This window comes from Sphingomonas panacis (assembly GCF_001717955.1).
Lineage (GTDB): Bacteria > Pseudomonadota > Alphaproteobacteria > Sphingomonadales > Sphingomonadaceae > Sphingomonas > Sphingomonas panacis.
In genome coordinates this window covers 890,504-909,170 of the sequence record NZ_CP014168.1, presented here as the reverse complement: position 1 = coordinate 909,170, position 18,667 = coordinate 890,504, and the positions used below count along the sequence as shown (strand labels likewise).

The following is an 18,667-nucleotide window of genomic DNA, read 5'->3' as shown; positions in this document are numbered from 1 at the left end:
GTGAAACGGGAGGAATGATGCCATGCGCGATGCTTTAACCGGCAAGTGCCTGTGCGGCGATGTTCGTTACAGCCTCACTCAGGAGCCGCTGGGTTCCGGGATATGCCATTGCACCCATTGCGCGAGGCAGAGCGGCAGTCTGATGTCGATGGTCTGTGTGGTGCCGAGTAACGCCTTCCAACTCGAACAGGGCGAACTGACCGTCTACCAGGACATTGCGGACAGCGGAAATACGGTCCTGCGAAAGTTCTGCAGGCGGTGCGGATCCCCGATAGTGTCGGAACTGCTCAGCCGACCGGGCGTCCTCTATGTCAAGGCCGGGACGCTCGACGATTGGCACCGCTTCCAGCCCAAACTTGAAATTTACCGCTCGCGCGCGGCCGAATGGTTTCCCCATTTCGTGGACGTCACCTCTTTTGCGGAAGGCCAGAACGGCTGATGTCGGGCGCACTGACGCTGGCTGATTCGGCAGGCGAAGATGATGGTTTGCAAGTCGAGATCCGGAGGCTGGCCGAGGAAGCCGTTGCCGAGACCCCTTCGGAACGGGGGGCGCACACCACGCCAAGTTTCGACGCTGCTCTCAACATTTCCAACCCATTGATCCACTTTGTCCAGGAAACCGAAACATGCTGACAGGAAGCTATGATTTTCCGCAACAGGACAAGGTTGTCTACGGCAAGCCAGCGGCGCAGGCTATTGCCGAACTGGCAAAGCAGTGGGGCATCGGCAAACTATTGATCATAACTTCGGCTTCGCAATCCGGGCCCGCTGGGCTGCTGGCGGCCGATCTGGGCGATCTTTGCGGGGGCATCTATTCGGGCGTTTCCGCGCATTCTCCGCGTAGCGCTGTCGTCGACGCCGCGGCAATGGCCCGCTCGGTCGGAGCGGAAATGCTGGTCTCGTTCGGTGGAGGATCGGCTACCGATGCCACCAAGGTCGTTCAGTTGTGCTTGTGGGCTGGGGTTGAAAGGGTCGAGGAGCTCGACGACTATGCTCTGGGCCCGCATTGGTCACCGGCAAAGACGTCGGGCTTTCCGGCGGGTGTTCGGATGGTCACTGTGCCGACGACGCTTTCCGCGGGCGACTTCAATCCGCTTGCGGGGGTCAAAAACGAAATCACGCAGGCCAAGGAGGCTTATGTCCATCCGCTGATGGCGCCGCGAGGGGTGGTGCTCGATCCGGCGGTAACGATCGCCACTCCACCGGACCTGTGGTTTTCAACCGGGCTCAGGGCGGTGGACCACGCGATCGAGCAGCTCTGCGCCGGCAACCGCCTTCCATTTGCCGATGCCTTGGGTGCGGAGGGCCTCCGCCAACTGGTGCAGGGCTTCGACGGCGTGTTGGCATCGCCGGAAGACCTCGGCGCGCGCCAGCAGTGCCAGTTTGGCATGTGGATGACGATCTCCGCCCTTGTCGCCAGCCAAGGAAAAGGCGGTCCGAGCCACGCTATCGGCCATACGCTCGGCGGAGGCCATAATGTGCCGCATGGATATACCTCGTGCGTGATCCTGCCGTCGGTTCTGCAGTGGACCGAGTCCTTTTGCGCTGATCGCCAAGCCTATGTTAGCGAGCTCATGGGCGCGCCCGGCCAGCCTGCCAGTAAGGTTGTCCGTGATCTGGTGAGGCGGCTCGGTCTTCCGACGACGCTAAGGGAGGTCGGTATCGGACGGGATAAGTTTCGCGTGATAGCTGAGCACACGATGCTCGATCCGGGCGTGAAGGCGAGCCCGCGCCCAATTTCCTCGATCAACGACGTGATCGAGATCCTCGAACTGGCGGCGGAATAGACCGATCGCGCACGTTTCGCCGCGTTCTGCGCTGCGGGAAACACAGGAGGGCGGCTTTAACGCATCTGGGCACCCCCAAAAACCCTAGCGTGATCCGGCTGGAGATGATTCATGTGTGGACGGCTCCCGTTGGGCAAGAGCGATTTTCAGCAGATGACGATTGCCTGGTCAGGTCCATTCATGTGCCTGGCCTGTTCGCGCGGCGCGATAGGCCGCTGGCCATGATGGTGTCGGTGGATCGGATCCTCGTCACTGTGTCGCGCTCGCGGCGCGGTGGATCACGCAGGTTGTTCCGATCCCCGGCTTGACCGGGTTGGCATCATCCGTTTTTTCGTTCTCTCCTGCCCAAACGTGTTCCGTGCGTGCTTCAGGCGAAGGCCGGAGCCGCGCGGTAATCCTCCTCTCGCGTCGCTTGGCGCCGTTGCGCAGGCGGTCGAGCTCGTCCGACCACCTACTGCATCATCGTGACCCGCTCTTTCCGATATGCGCCGCGTGTGTAGGCGCGACGCACGCCATCGCGCTCGACATGGGCGAGCTGCCTCTCGATCGCGTCGGGATGGAACCGCCCGCTCTCATTGAGGATGGTCGCCCCCATCGCCCGGAAGCCATGCGCGCACATCTCCTCCTGGGCGAAGCCGAGAACGCGCAACGCCGCATTGACGGTGTTCTCCGACATCGGACGCCGGCCGGTGCGGAACGAGGGGAAACAGTATCTGCCAGATCCCGTGAGCTCCCAAAGCTCCTCGAACAGAGCCCTGACCTGCGTCGAGAGCGGCACGCGGTGGGCGCCACGCATTTTCATCTTCTCCGGCGGAAGGTTCCAGACCGATTGGTCGAAGTCGAACTCGGCCCATTCGGCCTGTCGGAGCTCACCGGGGCGCACGAACATATGGGCCGAGAGTCGGAGCCCATAGAGCGTAATCGCCTGTCCGCTATAGCCTTCGATCGCGCGCATGAGCTCGCCGGCGCGCTTGGGGTTGGTGATCGCCGCGTGGTGCTTGGCCTTGGGCACGGTGAGCGCCCCACGCAGGTCGCCGGTCGGATCGCGCTCGGCGCGCGCGGTGGCGACGGCATAGCGGAAGACCGGCCGAGCACGCTGTGCATCCGGCGGGCACTCTCATAGCGCCCAGTTGCCTCGACCGACCTCAGGACAACCAGCACCTCCTGGGTAGTGATCTTGGCGATCGACCGGTTGCCGAACTTTGGATAGGCTTTGTCGAGGAGCCAGCGGATCTTGTTCAGCGTGATCTCGGCTATGTTCTCGCGCTCGTTCTTGGCGATCCATTCCTTGGCGACGGTCTTGAACGTGTCGTTCTCTTCCACACGGGCCTTCGCCAGGGGCGACCTTCTGCTCATGCGAGAGATCGAGGCCAGCCGCGAGCAGCCGGCGAGCCGCGTCCCGCCGGGATCGTGCGTCGGCCAGGCTGACCTCCGGCCACTAGCCGAAGGCAAGCGTTCGGCATTTTTCGAGATAGCGATAATTGAGGCGCCAGAGCTTCGTCCCGTTGGACCAGACAAGAAGATAGAGACCACCGCCATCGTACAGCTTATAGTCACGGTCCTGTGGCATGGCGTCGGCAACGGTCGTGGCGAAAAGAGTGCTCATGGGGGTATCGCCCTGCAAAAGGACGGAGAACGATACCCTCGGATATACCCCCATTGTTCCCGATTGGTGCCGTATCCGCCCGGATTTGACCGGACGGTGATAGCACAGAAAATGCCGGATTTTCAGCCATTTCCGGGACGTCCTCGGACGTCCCCGGAAGAACAAATGGTGCCAGAAGAGGACTCAAAAACGAGCGATTCCGGCGCAGAAAACCGCCAATTCTTGAGCATTGTCGCGGGCTGATACCATGATCGATACCCAAGGACTTTTTGTCGGAGCGGTTCGGGTCCTGAAGCCCCCGAAATTGTGAGTGTGCCCAGGTGATTCGATAAAGCTGCTTTGGGACGGCTATGGCCCTTGCTGGCGATTCAAGAAATTCTTGAAACTTTCATTTTTTGAAAGTATATGGAATTTTATGAGCGCGCTTTCGGAACAGATTTCGGGATCAAGCCTTGCTGAGCGGGTCTTCAACGAAGACCAGCTTCGTGAGTTGTTGGGCGGGAGCGATGCCCGCCGTCATGCTCTGGTACATAGGGCTTTGAAGGACGGTTCTCTGATTCGCCTCAAGCGGGCCACCTACATGTTGGGTCAGCGAACCAGCAACGATGCCATCCATCCCTTCGTGGCTGCACAGGCGCTTTTGCCAGGGAGCTACATTTCCTTTGAAACCGCCCTCGCCTACCACGGCTGGATTCCGGAGGCCGTCTTCACCACGGCAAGCGTTTCGCCCAGCCGCAAGACGATTACCTATGACACGCCATCCTTCGGGCAATTCAGCTTTCATCCCCTCGCGCTCAAGGAATACCAGTTTCTGACGAGCGTCGACCGGGAAAAGTTCGGCAAACTTGCGGCATTCGTCGCACAGCCTTTACGAGCACTGATGGATCTTGTCGCCTTAAGGAAAGAACGCTGGTCCGGTTTGGACTGGCTTACCACGGGCATGCGCATCGACGAGGATCGGCTGTTGTCACTTAAGCGCAAGGATTTCTCCGCACTCCGACCCGTTTACAAGCATAAGGCCGCCAACCATTTTCTCCATTCTCTTGAAGACGCCATTTTGACGAACAAAGGCGCAGCCAAAGGACGCCTCGCGGATGATTGAAATCATTCAGGAGAAGCTTCGCCAATATCGAGCAACCAACGCGGTCGAGGAAGAGAATGCGACCAAGGAGATCATCCAGGAGATCGCTCTGTACGCGCTATGGCGTGGCGACTTTTTCGATGTTGCTCTTTTCCAGGGCGGCACGAGCCTGCGCATCCTGCACCGTCTGCCAAGGTTTTCCGAAGACCTCGATTTCATGCTCCGGTCACCGAACCCCGAGTTCGATTGGGCACCCTATCTCAAAATTCTGGTCGAGGTTTTCGCACAGTTCGGATTGAAGCTCGATGCCCAGCCGAAGGAGAGGATGGACAAGGCGGTTCGGGAGGCGGTGCTCAAGGATGACTCCATCGCGAGTCAGCTCGATCTGACCTTCGCAGGCACGGGACGCCGCCGAACGATCAGGATTAAGCTGGAGATCGACACCAATCCACCGCCCAGGTCCGGGGAAGCCAGCACCTTTCTCGATTTCCCCGCCGACTATGAGGTACGGCATCAGGATCTGCCGTCCAACTTCGCGCTGAAAATCCATGCGCTCCTTTGCCGAGGCTATCTGAAGGGCAGGGATTGGTATGACTTTTCCTGGTATGTCTCGAACGGGGTGTCTCCCAATCTGGCGCATCTCCAGGCGGCCCTCATCCAGGCGGGCCCATGGGCGGGGCAGGAAGAACTCAAGATCAATATGGCATGGCTGGAGGACACGCTGCGGAACACCATAGCCACTATCGACTGGAAAGCCGCCGCCAACGACGTCATGCGCTTCCTTCGCCCAGCGGAGGCGAAGTCGCTGGAATTATGGAGCGACCGCTTCTTCCTCGCAAAGCTTGGGAAGATGGCGGCGGCGTAAATTGGCCATTCCGAGTTGCGGTCAGCGGCGTTTTGTCCAGCGTACTGACTAGTTGCCATGCCCAAGGTAGAAGTATTGGCCCTCTCCGCGATAAAGCAGTCAGGTCGTTCTACGGCTTGAACAGATCTGACGTTCGAATCGCGGGTTAACGGCTCTCGACATCTCAGGAAGGGGTCGACCACTTTAGGAAGTTTGGCGGCAGGAGCGCGAACGTCGTTCTGTTCGAAGACCCGCCGTTCGCCTGGCGCAAAGCATCGGTACACCAGCCCAGGAGATGCGACGACGATGGAGGCAACGACGCCCTGGGCGAGCGTCGGCATTACCTGCGTTGCGCCAAGAGACGCCGGCAGCAACTTGCCCGGCGTAAGCAAGGGGGCGCCGGGCAAGAAGCAGAAATGTGCAGGATCGCTTGAATGCAAGCTCATCGATGCACGGCAGGTCAAGCGCGTGTCGCCTCGGTGGCGGGCATATCCGCGATCGTGGCATAGGCGACCAAGGGCACGAGGATCAGGCTGAACGCGATCGTAAGGATCACCTTGCCGCCAATGGCATCGGCCTGCGTTAGCAGTCCGTCGCCGAGCGCAGGCATAAGCAGCGCCAGCGGGAGGGAAAACAGCACGGCACATAGCGCCGCAGCGGTGATCGCGCGCAGGACCAGATTGCGCGGCAGCATCTTCGCCAGCCGCGGCGCGCGAAGCCCTGCCTCCTCCATCATCCGGCCGCCCGCGAGCGCCTTGCGGACAAACGGCGTGCCGAGCAGCACCGAAAGCAGGCCGATCCAGATCGGCGTCATGGCAAGATCCGCGCCGATCGTTTCTAACGGGAGCACGGGCGCCTGCCAGAGATAGGCTGTATAGCCCGCGTTGCAGACGGCATTGAACGCCGCGACGCCAAGCGCCTGCGCGATCAGATAGGTTTTCCACGTCATCGTCGGTCTCCTTCGGTGGGGGTCAGGCCAAGGCTAAATCGGCGGCATGCGGGGTGCGCGCGATGCAGCCCATGCCGGCCAGTGTCGCGGCGACAGCATTGTCGAGCGGCGTATGCGGTTCGGTGCCGAGCAACTCCACGAGACGGCGATTGTCGAGCCGCATCGGATGCTTCCAGACGGGTTCGATCTCCAATGCTTCGCGGGGAAAGCCGCCAAAGGGGGCCGCGAGACGCATCATCCACCAGGGAAAGGCGCGCTCGGGCACGTCCTTGCCCACGACGCGGCGCACCGCATCGCGCATCTGCGTGCCGGTCGCGTCCCATTGGCCCGCGAACTGGACCTTCTCGTGGGGGCGCAACCGCTCGGGGATCGCGAGCAGGCCGGCAAAGGCGGCGGCAAGATCGGGGAGATAGGCATAGGCATGCGGAACCTCCCGCGCCATGCTGGTAAAACTCTGCACGGGTTGCCCCGGCTTCACCATCGCCTGCGCGAACCAGCTGGCCCCCGCCGCCGGCCCGAAAAAGTCGCCTGCGCGCAGGATCAGCGACGGAACCTCGGCCTCCGCCAGCTTGCGTTCGAGCGCGACGCGAATCTGCCCTTTCCGGGTGCGCGCATTTTGCGGCGTGGTTTCGTCGATGACGGGCGTATGCGCGGGGTCATAGTTATAAACGGTGCCGGGCAGCACGATCCGCGCGCCCCCGGCGGCGCGCGCCGCCGCCAGCGTGTTGTCGATCATCGGCAGCACGAGCGACGACCAGTTGCGATAGCCCGGTGGGTTGACCGCATGCACGATGACCGCAACGCCATCACCAAAGGTGGCGGCACGGACGACGGCGGCCCTATCCATGGCATCGCCCGTCACGAAGTGTGGGGCGGCGCACGCATGCCGCCAGCGCGAGGTCGCTAGATCGGCCTCGCGGCAGAGCGCGCGCACCTGCCATCCGTCGCGGATGAGTTGGGCGGCAATCGCACCGCCGACCCCGCCGGTTGCACCAAGAACCAATGCCGCCCGGGGGGCGGCGCTTGTCGAAACAGTCTGAACCATCGGTAATCTCCTTCAAAGCAGAAGATCGCCCCGATCGGCTCACATGAAAATTGTCAATTATCCACCATCAGACTATAAGAAATTTATGAGCCAGAATGTCGGATGGGACGATCAGCGCGCCTTTCTGGCGGTTGTGGACACGGGCAGCCTGTCGGCTGCGGCACGCCGGCTGGGCTTGTCGCAGCCCACGGTGCGCGCGCGCATCGAGGCGCTGGAGGCGGCGTTGGGCACGGCGCTGTTCACTCGCTCGGTGCATGGCCTGGTTCCAACCCCGACCGCCGAGGCAATGGCCGCACCCGCGCGCGCCATGGCGCATGCATCGGAAGCGATGCTGCGGGCGGCATCCGCCGATTCAGGCGCCGTCGCCGGCCGGGTTCGGCTCAGCGTCTCCGACTTCGTGGGTCTGGAGGTCCTGCCCCCGATGCTTCGCAGCCTGCGCGACAAGCATCCCCGTCTCGCTGTCGAGTTCGAGCTGAGCAATGCCAGTGCCGACCTGCTCGACCAACAGGTGGATGTGGCGGTGCGGATGCATCCGCCGGAGCAATCCGCGCTTGTGGCCAAGAAGGTGCCTTCGATTCCGCTCGGTCTGTTCGCTCATCGGGATTATCTTGCGACCTATGGTCGTCCCGGCTCCAGCGCCGAGATTGCCGACCATCTGTTCATCGGGCCGGACCGCAATCGTAGCGACCTCGCTATCGCAGCGCGGATCGGCGACCCTTCTCGCATCCGCTGGATCGCACGGACCGACAGCCATCCCGCGCAACTCGCGCTCGCCCGCGCGGGCCTCGGCATTGCCGTGGCGCAGGTCCCGACGGCGCTGCGCTATCCCGATCTCGAGCGCGTCCTGCCCGATATCGCGCTTCCCGAATTGCCGACCTGGATCGTGACGCATGAGAATCTGCGCCGCCTGCCGCGGGTCGGGGCGCTGTTCGATCATCTCGTCGATGCGTTCGAGGCCTATGGCGACTACCGGCGCGTGGATAGCCGGAAATGAAGCGGGACAATCCCATCCGATTGTCGATATTGCTGCCATAAATTGGACTTCGCCTTCATAGATTGGCTTGGGCATGGTCGCGCCACAGCTTAGGGATAGTGCCCATCATCATCGGGCGTTCCTCCCATTCCTAAGCCGTGCCAGTCGGGGCAAACGCCGTTTATCGCCTCCTGACAAAACCTGCCGTTCACCTATCGCTTGGGAACGGCAGCTTCGTCCCAAATCCCGCCTTTCGACAGGCGCCGGTAAGCCACACCAAATGATCAACTTGAATGGCTGGCTTCGAGAATGCGGCGCAAGGTTTCTCCCTAAAAATTGAGTGCGAAGCTATCGCGGTCTCTCGCTGGCCGGACACGCCCGGACGCCGCTGGACGTCGTCGGATTTCAAGCAGAAGAGGACTCGAAAACGCCATATTTATCTCTATAATTCAGTGCCTTACTATGGCTGTCGTCGGTCGATACCATAATCGATACCCTGGGACTTTTTGCTTCGGAGGTTCGAGTCCCTCGACGGAAAATTCCGACCTAAAAACACATCAATCAGGCGAGTGATTCGGATGGTACGATTCCGACCGCTCAAACACGAAAACCTAATTTTCGCGCAGCACGCTAACCTAAAATCTGCGCATCCCGAAGCGCTCGACCCAGCGTATCGCGCGCTAGGGTGAGAGCCAACGCTGTCCGAAATACGACTGCAAATTTCGGACAGATTATGAGCCGCCAGACCCTAAGATCTGCATTCTCCAGCGGATTAGCGCCGGCACGCCACGAAGCGTATGGGCGCCAGCGGACGTTTTCGGCCTCGCGATGCCGCCGAAAAGCCCTCCAGCGCCTCGTCGCCACCAGCACCTCGTTCTCTTCCCTCCTGAACCGGCAGATGCCATCCAGAACGTGATATGTTTACATATCTCGTTTGACTCATATGATATGGAAAGGGAGCATTCAAATTTGACGTGCCGGCCGAAGCAAGATATGTAGACGCTTCATGTGATTTCATTTTGAATCGTGTAGGGATCATCGTGGGCGCTATATCTGAAACCCTGCGCGAACTCGGCGAACTCCTGCGGCAGGCGAGGCTGGCCGCCGGACTGACGCAAGAGCAGGTGGCCGATCTGGCTGGCATATCCCGTCCACGCTATCGCGATATCGAAACGGGCATTGCTGCAGCGCGCGCCACGACGCTCATGAATGTCTCCCGTGCCATCGGGCTGGAGATGATGCTGGTGCCGCAAGCGATGGTCCCGGCCGTCCGGGCGTTGATGCGTCCGCATGACGACGACGACTTGCCGGCCTTTGTTTCACAGCCCGATTGAAGACGAATATCATGGCACAAACTTCTCACGCACCTCAGGCGATCCAGTCCCTAGACGTGTTCCTGAATGCGCTGAAGGTCGGTGTGATCGTCAGGACGCCCGGTGACTTCAACGCGTTCAGCTTTGACGAGGTGTATCGGGCGACCGGCGGTGTGCCGATCCTCAGCCTGTCCTTCCGCGCGGCTACCGGGGGCTTGCGCAAGGATCCCAAGCCGGTGAGCGGGGCATTGCCGGCCTTCTTTGCGAACCTGCTGCCAGAGGACAAACTGCGCGAAGCGATGGAAAAGCATCATGCAGGCGCCGTCCGCCCGGGCAATGATTTCGACCTGTTGGCAGCGCTCGGCGCGGATCTGCCGGGAGCCGTCCGGGCCCTGCCGAGCGACGGCACGAAAGCAGCGCCGCAGGACCGTGCAAAGGGAAAGCCGAAGGCGCGTTTTTCGCTCGCGGGCGTGCAGATGAAGCTGTCGGTGATGAAGAACACCGGCAAGGGCGGCGGACTGACCCTTCCGCTCGATGACGGCCAGGGGCAATATATCGCGAAGTTCCCCTCCACGGCATTTCCCGGCGTGTCCGAAAACGAGTTTGCCAATCTCGCCCTCGCGGCCGCGGTCGGCATGGAGGTGCCCGAGCGTGAATTGGTCGCGAAGTCCGATTTTGAGGGGATTCCGGAAGATTTCGACACGCTGTCAGACGGCAAGGTTCTTCTCATCAGGCGTTTTGACCGTGGCCCACAGGGTGAGAGAATCCACATAGAGGACTTCGCCCAGGTGTTTGGCGTCTATCCCTCCCGCAAATATGAGGGGGCGGCCTATCACGATGTGGCCGCCGCCGTGAACGCGGCCGTGTCTCCTGCCGCCGCGCTCGAATTTGTGCGCCGGCTCGCGCTGGCGGTAGTGACCGGCAATGGCGACATGCACCTGAAAAACTGGTCGCTGATCTATCGTGATGAAGGCAGCACGCCCGCGCTCGCGCCGATCTACGACGTGTTGTCGACTATCCCTTACATTCCCACAGACAGCATGGCGCTATCGCTGGGTGGCGAACGGTCGTTCAAGGCGCTGTCGGCGCCTCGCTGGAAATCTTTCGCGAACCGAGCAAGGCTGCCTGAGCCGGCGGTTCTTCAGGCCGTGGTGGAGACAGTGGCTCGCGTTAACGAGCATTGGTGGCATCTGCCGGAGCGCGCCATCCTCCCTGCAACGGTGCTCAAGCGTATCGACGCGCATGTGAAAGCGATCACGCCGATCTTGAACTCCTGCGCGGAAAAATGAGCAGCGGAAGAGGAACTCGAACGACAAAATGATCATCATAGGCGGCGGAGTTCGTTCTCCCCAAGCAAGGGGAGAAAAGTCGGCGGCCTCCCTCACGAGCGATAGCGCTCAACCAGGATCGACCAGTTCCTTGGGGAGCAGCAGCCGATATTTCGCGACATAGCGCCCGTTCGGCACGAGGCTGCGGTCGCCGACCCCGAGATCGATCCGATCAAGGTCGAGATGGCGCATGACCGGCAGATCGGCGCGCTCCGCAAGATAGAGAAATAGCCTGCGCGCCTTGATCGAGGCGCATTGCTCCAACAGGCTCTGCATGAGTTTTGGCCGTATCAAGGTCATGCTCTCCATGATCAACCCGGCCTCGACGAGGCCGAATATCTTCGGCGCGAGATGCAGCAGTTCCAGCGCGGCGCGTTCCGCAGTGGAAGTCCTCAAGGCAAAGCCCTCAGGCGTTGTCTGCTCGATCACGCCCAAGTCCGGCGGGAGGAGCTTCGTCTGGACGTGGCGGATCTCATCGCCCCAATGGGTTCTAAACCAGAGCGGCAGCGCGACGTTTAGCGGCGAAAGCAGACAGGCCCGCGTGGCAGCGAACCGCACATAATGGTTGTTGCCCCACATCTCGAGCGCGGTCAGCGCCCCCACATGGACAGGCGACCGCAACTGGGACTGCAGGCCGTGCAGTGCGCCTTGCCAGGTCACCGTTTCCTTCGGGCGCTTGAAGGCGCCCCGGCCGAGCGACATCAGCCAGCGCGATGAAGTGTAATTCTGAAGATCCTGCGGCGTTATGCCGAGGGTCTTGAGATAGGCAGTGGTCGCGACGCTGCGGGGCTCCCAAGCATCGAGCAGAGACCTCAATTTCTCTGACCGTAATGAACTCATGGTATATTTATGGCATAATTTTCAATGCCCTCAAGCGAAAGTTCGCCCGCGCATTTCGCCGGCCGGGTTCCGCATCATCCGGCTTTGACGAGAAGGCGTTTCACGCGTTCTCCCGAATGGGCTTGCCGAAAGCGTGACTGCTCATATTCCCGAACGGGAAGATTGGCTTGGAAATGGGCTGATGAGGGCAGAAAAATTCCCGATCGGGAAGATGCGAAAGGTCGCTCGCTTGACGACTACCTTGTGACGAACCCTTGGGATGTTCTGGTTTCTCTCAGAGGATTTGTCACGTGATCGCCGGCCCCGCTGCCCTAGCGCCTGCCATCACGTATCGGGCTGCGTGGCAATGAATGCGCCGGAATCTACTCCATTTCCGATCTCGATCACCGGATGCACCGCGAGTGTCGCATTCAGACAGAAAACAAGCAGCCGTTCGTCGGCGTGCTTCGTCAATCTCCGATCAGTCGCTTCAGGCACCGATATGGGATGAACGTCGACCGCCCGATCTTGACCGTTTCGATCTCACCGGACTTGATCAATTCGTAAAGCGTCGATCGGCCGATGCCGGTGAGCTTCACTGCCGTGGAGACCCGCACGCTGATCGGCTCGGTCGGCAATGCCTGCTGAGCGGCGAGCGCCTCCCGCGTCGCCTGCCGCCGCTCATCTATGGTTGGGCCCCTCGTCATGATCTCGGCCGTGAGCAGATGGCGATCATCGCAGGATCCTTCGCGCCAGCCAGCCCTCGACGTCACCCTGCCGCCGGGCAAGGTCGAGCGGCGGCAGAGCGGATGCGAAGCGCGAGACGCCCGACCCATCGAAACTGTCGATGTCGGCCCCTGCGCACAGGTGGATGCGGCGCACACTGTTGACCCGTCCGACATGGCAGATCGCACCGTGCGCGTGCGCAACGCGCGCCCACTGGGCCATGGTCGCCAGCTTCCAGCGCGTGTCGCCGCCGACGAAGATCCCTACTTGCGGACCTAGCAGACCGCGGACATGCCCGGGCTTGATGCCGTTCTGGACTGCGATCAGGAAGGTCGCGCCAGACAGTGTGCGACGATGCCGAAGCCTGTCGAGCCAACCACGCGAGAATTGCAGCGAGGCGAGACCGCCCATGACGATGTCGGGCACCACGATCCAGTCGGCATCTGCCCCGAGCCGCGCTACGGCCCTCTCGAACGCGGCGACATGAAAGGGCTCGCCACGCTGGAACGAAGTCCACGCGCCGTTGTCGAGCGCATAGCAGAATCCTTCAGTGCGAAGGACACCGCGCGCCGATACCAGCAGCCGCCATCCGGCGGTACGCAGGGCGTCCAGATTGCGGCGTGTCCCGGTGCGGGAAGCGTAGGCGATCATCATCGCACCGGGACACGCCGCGAGCGCAGGAAGGCCCGGTCGCTTTCGAGGAATGCCGCCAGCATCGCAGGGATGAGTTCTGCAATCGGTTCTTCGCGCCCATAGGATTCTGCATAGAGCGCGGCATAGTCCTGCAGCATCTGGTGCAGGTCGGGCGTGACGGTGATTGGCAGCTTGATCGACGTCCTGTCCGGCAGCTTGGGAAGCTTGAGTTCCGGCATGTGTTCCTCCTAACCGCGCCACGGCGCGAGTATGAGATCGCGGTGCACAATCAGCCGTACCGGCGCGCCAGGCCGGATGGTGATTGTCGGCTGTATCTGCAGATTGCGGGACGTGATCTGGTCGCCGGCGCGCGACACATTCTGCTGCGTTGATTCGCGGATCGCCTGGACGAGGTCACTCTCGCCCGAGAATGTCACGTTCGCGCCAACGCCGAGCAGGGTCGAAATCGCAACGCCCTTCAGGAGCGCCCATGTGTGGAAGTCGACCTTGTCGGCGAGCCCGGCATAGCCAGATGGGTCCGTCGCGGGCACGTTGTCGAGCCGAATCGAGCTGCCGTCCGGCAAGATAATCCGCTGCCACACCACCAGCGCGCGCTTCTGTCCGAAGGCGACTACGCTATCGTAGCTGCCGATCAACCGCGCGCCCTGCGGAATGAGAAGGATGTTGCCCGTTGCGCTGTCGAAGACGCGTTCGGTCACTTGAGCGGTGACGAGGCCAGGGAGGTCGGATCGAAGCCCGGTGATCAGGCTCGCCGCGATGACACTGCCGGCGGATAGCATGTTCGGCGACGCCGGCGGGCTCAACCGATGCTCGTTGACGTCGCGGCCGGTGTCGCGCGCCGCGACGAAGTCGGCCTTGCGCTGCTGGGCATTGGGATCGCGATCAGGATCGATAGCGATCCGCGACGCATCGGTGGCTGCGACCGGTGACGAGGATGGCATCGCAGCGGCGTCGCGGCTCGGATCGGTGCGATTGCCGGATTGCACTAGCAATCCCGATTCACGCGCCGCCCTCAGCTCTGCTGCCCGTCGATCGCGTTCGGTCGCTGCGGCCTGGTCGGCACGCCCGGTTTCGCCGCTCGTCGGCGCGATGCCCATGGCGCGCTGATGATCGAGGATCGGCCGGCCGAGATCGCCGGGCAGCGGTGGCCCGAGCTTGGGCACGTCGCCATAGCTGCCCGGCAGCCCGCTCAGTGTATCGGCCGGCGCTTTCGCCGCGACCGTCTGGTCGTCGGCTTGTCCAGCGAGGTGCAGTGCGGACGGCCGCAGCGCGACCCACGCCGTCGCAACCAGGCTGACGGAGCCGAGCGCCGCGATCGCCACAACGGCGCCCCGCTTGAAGCGGATCGCCCGTGCCGGCTGGGCGCGAAGCGCCAGCGTTTCCGGGTCCACCTTGCCCGGTGCGGCGGGGATCTCGGATGCTGGTGGGGCTGCCGCCTCGGCGGTCATGATCCCCTCCGCTTGGGCGCGCCTTCCGCCACCCGGCTGATGCGGACAATCTGCTGGTGCTTTGTGCCGAGGCGAAGTTCGGCAACGTCGAAGATGCGATCGACGACGTAGAAGCGGCCCTTTACGCGATAGTTGACGAGCTGCGCCTCGCCTTTCCCGTCCACCAGGAAGATCGGCGGCGCCTCGCCGACGGCCAGCGTCGCCGGGAATTCAATGAAGGTCTGCCGCCCGTCGTCAAAAGCACGAAACGGCCGCCAGGCTGGCCGATCGCCCGATACGGCATAGTTGAAATGAAGCTGCTCGACCTCGATCCCGGCCGCCACCGGAGCCGCCGCCTCGGTCGCCGCGGCGGCGCGCTTCAATGCGATCAGCGCATCCTGGGGATAGGTCCAGGAGAGCGCGGCCATCGCCGTCTTCATCACGCTGGTCAGCGCGATATGATAGCTGCGCCGGTCGGTGGTGATGACGAGATTGGTCGACAGACCAGCGCTGAACGGCTTGACCAGCACATGGGTTCGCTTTTCCGCGCCCGACCCGCTGCTAGTATCGCCGATCACCCAGCGCACCGTGTCTCCGCTTGCCACGGCGACCAGCGTCTCACCCGGTTGCAGCGCGATGTCGGTCACCCGCTCGGGCGCGGTGATGACATGATAGATGGCGCCGTCGGCGAACGGATAGACCTGCGCGGCGTTGATGAAGCCCTGCGCGACGGGCTCGATCGTCGCCGCGCGGTTGGCCGCGGCGACCGGCGTGGTTTTGTCTGTGGTCGCCTCTGCGGTTTGGGCAGCAAGGATCAGGCAAGGCGCCAGCAGCGCTGCGGCTGCGAGAGTTCTGGTCATGGCTGGGTCTCCGTATTGACGGTCGGTTGAGCGGCAAGGTTCGGGTCGAGCGGCGAGCCGAGCGGCACGTTGCTGGGCGGCTGCGTGGTGCGCGCGGGAGCAGTCGACGCCGCGGGCTCGAGTTCGCGGCTCCAGTCGATCGCGTCGATGTAGATGCCGAGGGGGTTCTTGCGGAGGGTGTCGGCCGATACTGGCGGCTTCGTCAGGATCGTCAGGATGCCGGTCCAGTGGGAGGAACCTGACTCGCTCCCACGCTCATAGGCCGTCTCGGTCCATTTGACTTGAGACATGCGCCGACGCCTTTGGCCGCGAACGGCTTGGACATGCGCGTCGGCCACCCGGCCGCGTCGATGGCGGGTCAAACTTTCCCAAGCGAGGTTCTCAAGCCTCGGCGCCGCCCTCGCGACGCGTGACCAGACTAACGCCCTGACTCGAAGAAGCAACACTAACCGGTTGGGTTCAAAACCTTCTCCATAATGGATGTAATTTCGGGCTGCGATGCTCGGCATGAAAGGCGGGGGTCAATGCGTCCCCGGCGATGGCTCCTCGTGACTACAGAGCCGTAAGGTCCAACGGATGCTGAGCCAAACCTTCGCTGGTAGCCTCCCGGCAAGAGTCCGCACGCACGGGATTTTCGTCATGGGCGCAAGCGGTCGTCGTTCCGGGATAGTATATCCGCTTCGCCCAGAAGGTCGTGCAGAAAGTCCTGCATCCATGCCGGCAGAGTGCGGATGCCGCCGCGGAGATCTTCAACGATGGCAGGGCCATGATCGGGGTCGCCGAAGATCGCGCGCAGTCGCGCGCGTATGCGCTCGCCATCCTGCGGCAGCACGTCCTGAAGCCAGTGCAGCGCCTGCACGACGCGCATTGCTGGCCGTCCAACCCAATAGAGCTTGCTGGGGGCAGTCTTCCTGAACGCAATCACGAGATTGCCAAGCTCGAAGGATTTGAGGCGCGCGTCGGTATGCACGACGATGTGCGCGGGCACCGCATTGGTAAGGCCGAGGTCATTGGCGGCCGTGATGCCGTCGATGAGCATGCGGGTCTGGTCGCGCCGAGACAGCGCGTCGATCACGGCGCGGGGATCGGGATTGGTCAGCTTACCGGTCAGGCTGTTGGTTCTGGGCTTGTCGTAGAGTCCGCGCGCGATGCGGCGGATCTGCTTGCCGCGCGTCAGCCGGTGAAGCGCCTGGTCGACAGCCTCGCGCGGCCCGAGATCGAGGAAATCGACGGGTGTCCAGGCGCCGAAGGGGGCCGCTTGCTCCAGCCGATCAAGGATGTGCGCTTTCAGATCGAGGGCATTCCCACGCATTGCCGCTTCCTTTGTCAGAAATATATATACATTTTTCTGACAAAGATCGTGCGCGAAGAATGGCTGCTGGGATCAGCAGTCGCGGTGCCTACGCCTGGCGGCGCTTTCCCTCGAAGCCATCCTTCACATCGTTGACCCAAGCCGCGATCTCTCGGTCACTCCACCGCGACGCGAACGGCGACAGCTTGTACGGCGCGGGGAACTTCCCTTCTTGGATCAGCCGGTAGATCATGGTCTTACCGAGACCTACCCGATGACGAACCTCTGCAAGACGGAGCAGACGGTCGGGCGGTTGCGCGGCTTCGGGGTCTGTTTCGGTCGTCATTTGTGCGACTCCGCCAGCCTTTCGCGCGCCTTTGCGAAACCGCGCCTACCGAAGGCGGCAAGCATGGCCATGCCTCCCAACAGTTGCATCGTGGTCTTTCTCCCCTGGTCGCCGCATGGCTGGTTGGGCGGGAGACGGCGAAGGTGAAAGGTACCCGCCAACTATTTTTGCGAGGAAGGAAGCCGATCCCTCCCGTTTCGGGGTGGCTGAAGGATATTGGGCGAAATGCTCGGATTCAGCGTCGGGCAAGCTGGTGATGTCGAGAGTGTCCCCTTCGACGTGGTTGCGCGCGACCAATCCGACCTTTGATTTCAAAATACTGTCGGGGAAAATCGCTGGCGTGCGTCAATGACGACGGAAGGCGATCCTCGTTGCCGCTCCCGGTCATAAAGCGAGGTTAAACGGCACAGCATGCAGGGCTGCTCGACACCATGAGTTCTGATGATGAGCGTCCCGATGCACACACCAGCCTGACCCGGCAGCAGCTTCACGCACTCGTCTGGGAAAAACCGATCAGCCATCTGGCAAGGACATTCGGCCTGTCGGGTCACGATCTGGCGAAGATATGTGATCGGCTCGACATTCCCCGGCCGGCTCCGGGACATTGGAACAAGCTGGCCGCCGGCAAGGCGGTTGAGACAAGGGCGCTGCCACCAGCGCGTTCCGGCATGGCGGACCCGATCAGCATAATGCCGGTCCCGCCCACCCGTGCCGCTGAGCCGGCGGTGGAAAAGGAACTGGCGGCTGCACGGGACAGGACGAAAGCGCTGCAGGTGGCCGAACTGCTTGTGCGCCCGCATCCGATCATAGCCGGCTGGGTCGCCAGACGAGAGAAAGAGATCAGGAAGGGCGAACAAGTCTACGATCGTCGGCTCAAACGGTTGGTCCGGCCCTCGGCGTTCACGCCGCAGGAGCGGCGACGCCACCGCATGCTCGATGCGCTGCTCAAGGCGCTGGAAGCTCAGAAGATCCTCGTCACCGAGGGCGAGCGGTTGGAGCTTTTTGCGACATCCGGCCGCGAAAGGATCGAATTTCAGTTCAGGGCGAAGCTGCAACAGGTCCGGCGACCGCTCACGGCCGATGAGCAGCGTTGGCGCTCGTCCGGTGACAAGGACTACAAGCTCGAACTCGTCGAAACCGACATTCTCATCTTCGAGGTGAAAGGCTGGCTGCCCGGTGGTTTGCGGCGCAACTGGCAGGACGGCCGCAAGGGCACGGTCGAGATGATGGTCGGCGACATTCTTGCGACGCTGGTCGCCGCGTTCCCGCTGATGGCGGTCGAGCGGGAGCAGCGCGAGAAGGCGGAGGAGCGGCGGCGGATCGAGGCTCAGCGGCGCTACGAACTGGAACAGCAACGCAAGCTCGAGGAGAACCGCTTTCGGCGTCTGCTCGAACATGCCGGCCGGTGGCGCGAAGCCGAGCTTGCCCGGAGTTTCGTCGCCGCGCTTCGCGCCGCGATTCCGGATCCGACCGTGGTCATAGAAGACAAGCTGGCGTCCGAATGGCTGGATTGGGCGGAGGCGCGGGCGACCCAATATGATCCGCTCGCATCCGATCCGCTGGATGTGTTCGAATCGATCGCCGATGTGACGAACTGGACCTACCGTGATCGGTGATC

At 62.3% G+C, this 18,667-nt stretch carries 22 protein-coding genes and 1 pseudogene; 9 read left to right on the top strand and 14 right to left on the bottom strand.

The window, feature by feature from the left end; all coding sequences use genetic code 11:
• Positions 1-22: 22 nt before the first annotated feature.
• From J0A91_RS04180 to J0A91_RS04170, 3 genes are read left to right on the top strand one after another with little or no spacing between them, the layout of a single operon-like run.
• Positions 23-439 (top strand): GFA family protein, encoded by a 417-nt coding sequence (locus tag J0A91_RS04180; RefSeq protein WP_069203855.1) that lies wholly within the window; start codon positions 23-25, stop codon positions 437-439.
• On the top strand, positions 439-633 hold the full coding sequence (locus J0A91_RS04175; RefSeq protein WP_069203854.1) for a hypothetical protein: 195 nt from the start codon (positions 439-441) through the stop codon (positions 631-633). The genes J0A91_RS04180 and J0A91_RS04175 overlap by 1 nt, the downstream gene beginning before the upstream one ends.
• Positions 627-1,787, top strand: a complete 1,161-nt coding sequence (locus J0A91_RS04170; protein WP_083224498.1) for an iron-containing alcohol dehydrogenase — start codon at positions 627-629, stop codon at positions 1,785-1,787. Before J0A91_RS04175 ends, J0A91_RS04170 begins: the two co-directional genes overlap by 7 nt.
• 451 nt (positions 1,788-2,238) lie before the next feature.
• Here the strand turns inward: J0A91_RS04170 and J0A91_RS25125 are convergent, their stop codons facing one another.
• The 3 genes and pseudogenes from J0A91_RS25125 to J0A91_RS25120 all read right to left on the bottom strand — a co-directional run bounded on the left by J0A91_RS25125 (position 2,239) and on the right by J0A91_RS25120 (position 3,393).
• A complete protein-coding gene (locus J0A91_RS25125; protein WP_338056961.1) occupies positions 2,239-2,799 on the bottom strand; it encodes a tyrosine-type recombinase/integrase in 561 nt (186 codons plus the stop codon).
• 134 nt (positions 2,800-2,933) lie between these two features.
• Positions 2,934-3,110 (bottom strand): annotated as a pseudogene (locus J0A91_RS25185) (phage integrase central domain-containing protein); the annotation flags it as partial.
• Positions 3,111-3,225: 115 nt separating this feature from the next.
• Complete coding sequence (locus tag J0A91_RS25120; RefSeq protein WP_476749570.1) at positions 3,226-3,393, bottom strand: Arm DNA-binding domain-containing protein; 168 nt, start codon at positions 3,391-3,393, stop codon at positions 3,226-3,228.
• Positions 3,394-3,808: 415 nt separating this feature from the next.
• On the opposite strand from J0A91_RS25120, the gene J0A91_RS04160 reads away from it, so the two are divergent.
• Both J0A91_RS04160 and J0A91_RS04155 read left to right on the top strand, forming a co-directional pair.
• Entirely contained in the window at positions 3,809-4,495 is a 687-nt protein-coding gene (locus tag J0A91_RS04160) for a type IV toxin-antitoxin system AbiEi family antitoxin domain-containing protein (RefSeq protein ID WP_069203853.1), read from the top strand.
• Entirely contained in the window at positions 4,488-5,339 is an 852-nt protein-coding gene (locus tag J0A91_RS04155) for a nucleotidyl transferase AbiEii/AbiGii toxin family protein (protein ID WP_069203852.1), read from the top strand. The genes J0A91_RS04160 and J0A91_RS04155 overlap by 8 nt, the downstream gene beginning before the upstream one ends.
• A 439-nt stretch (positions 5,340-5,778) precedes the next feature.
• On the opposite strand, the gene J0A91_RS04150 is transcribed toward J0A91_RS04155, so the two are convergent.
• Together J0A91_RS04150 and J0A91_RS04145 are read right to left on the bottom strand one after the other, a co-directional pair.
• A complete protein-coding gene (locus J0A91_RS04150; protein ID WP_069203851.1) occupies positions 5,779-6,267 on the bottom strand; it encodes a hypothetical protein in 489 nt (162 codons plus the stop codon).
• A gap of 22 nt (positions 6,268-6,289) precedes the next feature.
• The gene (locus J0A91_RS04145; RefSeq protein ID WP_069203850.1) at positions 6,290-7,312 is read right to left on the bottom strand and encodes an NAD(P)H-binding protein; all 1,023 of its coding nucleotides are present in this window, start codon (positions 7,310-7,312) and stop codon (positions 6,290-6,292) included.
• A gap of 43 nt (positions 7,313-7,355) precedes the next feature.
• On the opposite strand from J0A91_RS04145, the gene J0A91_RS04140 reads away from it, so the two are divergent.
• The 3 genes from J0A91_RS04140 to J0A91_RS04130 all read left to right on the top strand — a co-directional run bounded on the left by J0A91_RS04140 (position 7,356) and on the right by J0A91_RS04130 (position 10,887).
• On the top strand, positions 7,356-8,306 hold the full coding sequence (locus J0A91_RS04140) for a LysR family transcriptional regulator (protein WP_338056960.1): 951 nt from the start codon (positions 7,356-7,358) through the stop codon (positions 8,304-8,306).
• A gap of 953 nt (positions 8,307-9,259) precedes the next feature.
• Entirely contained in the window at positions 9,260-9,619 is a 360-nt protein-coding gene (locus J0A91_RS04135; RefSeq protein WP_240502194.1) for a helix-turn-helix domain-containing protein, read from the top strand.
• Positions 9,620-9,630: 11 nt separating this feature from the next.
• Positions 9,631-10,887, top strand: coding sequence for a type II toxin-antitoxin system HipA family toxin (locus J0A91_RS04130; RefSeq protein ID WP_069207016.1), 1,257 nt, complete (start codon positions 9,631-9,633; stop codon positions 10,885-10,887).
• A 108-nt stretch (positions 10,888-10,995) separates the two neighbouring features.
• Here the strand turns inward: J0A91_RS04130 and J0A91_RS04125 are convergent, their stop codons facing one another.
• From J0A91_RS04125 to J0A91_RS04085, 9 genes are all read right to left on the bottom strand, one after another.
• On the bottom strand, positions 10,996-11,742 hold the full coding sequence (locus J0A91_RS04125) for a type IV toxin-antitoxin system AbiEi family antitoxin (protein ID WP_240502193.1): 747 nt from the start codon (positions 11,740-11,742) through the stop codon (positions 10,996-10,998).
• Positions 11,743-12,215: 473 nt separating this feature from the next.
• On the bottom strand, positions 12,216-12,452 hold the full coding sequence (locus J0A91_RS04120; protein WP_083224497.1) for a helix-turn-helix domain-containing protein: 237 nt from the start codon (positions 12,450-12,452) through the stop codon (positions 12,216-12,218).
• Between the two features lie 25 nt (positions 12,453-12,477).
• Positions 12,478-13,125 (bottom strand): hypothetical protein, encoded by a 648-nt coding sequence (locus tag J0A91_RS04115; protein ID WP_069203847.1) that lies wholly within the window; start codon positions 13,123-13,125, stop codon positions 12,478-12,480.
• Complete coding sequence (locus tag J0A91_RS04110; RefSeq protein ID WP_069203846.1) at positions 13,122-13,343, bottom strand: DUF2274 domain-containing protein; 222 nt, start codon at positions 13,341-13,343, stop codon at positions 13,122-13,124. Before J0A91_RS04110 ends, J0A91_RS04115 begins: the two co-directional genes overlap by 4 nt.
• Before the next feature lie 9 nt (positions 13,344-13,352).
• Positions 13,353-14,573, bottom strand: a complete 1,221-nt coding sequence (locus J0A91_RS04105) for a TraB/TrbI/VirB10 family type IV secretion system protein (RefSeq protein WP_069203845.1) — start codon at positions 14,571-14,573, stop codon at positions 13,353-13,355.
• The gene (gene trbG / locus J0A91_RS04100) at positions 14,570-15,412 is read right to left on the bottom strand and encodes a P-type conjugative transfer protein TrbG (protein ID WP_069203844.1); all 843 of its coding nucleotides are present in this window, start codon (positions 15,410-15,412) and stop codon (positions 14,570-14,572) included. Before trbG ends, J0A91_RS04105 begins: the two co-directional genes overlap by 4 nt.
• Entirely contained in the window at positions 15,409-15,702 is a 294-nt protein-coding gene (locus J0A91_RS24800; protein WP_069203843.1) for a VirB8/TrbF family protein, read from the bottom strand. Before J0A91_RS24800 ends, trbG begins: the two co-directional genes overlap by 4 nt.
• Before the next feature lie 347 nt (positions 15,703-16,049).
• Positions 16,050-16,724, bottom strand: a complete 675-nt coding sequence (locus tag J0A91_RS04090; RefSeq protein WP_069203842.1) for a DUF6088 family protein — start codon at positions 16,722-16,724, stop codon at positions 16,050-16,052.
• Positions 16,725-16,812: 88 nt separating this feature from the next.
• A complete protein-coding gene (locus J0A91_RS04085; RefSeq protein WP_069203841.1) occupies positions 16,813-17,049 on the bottom strand; it encodes a helix-turn-helix transcriptional regulator in 237 nt (78 codons plus the stop codon).
• A 668-nt stretch (positions 17,050-17,717) separates the two neighbouring features.
• Here J0A91_RS04085 and J0A91_RS04080 point away from each other — a divergent pair.
• Positions 17,718-18,665: a hypothetical protein gene (locus J0A91_RS04080; RefSeq protein ID WP_240502192.1), complete on the top strand. Its 948-nt coding sequence runs from the start codon at positions 17,718-17,720 to the stop codon at positions 18,663-18,665.
• Positions 18,666-18,667 lie beyond the last annotated feature (2 nt).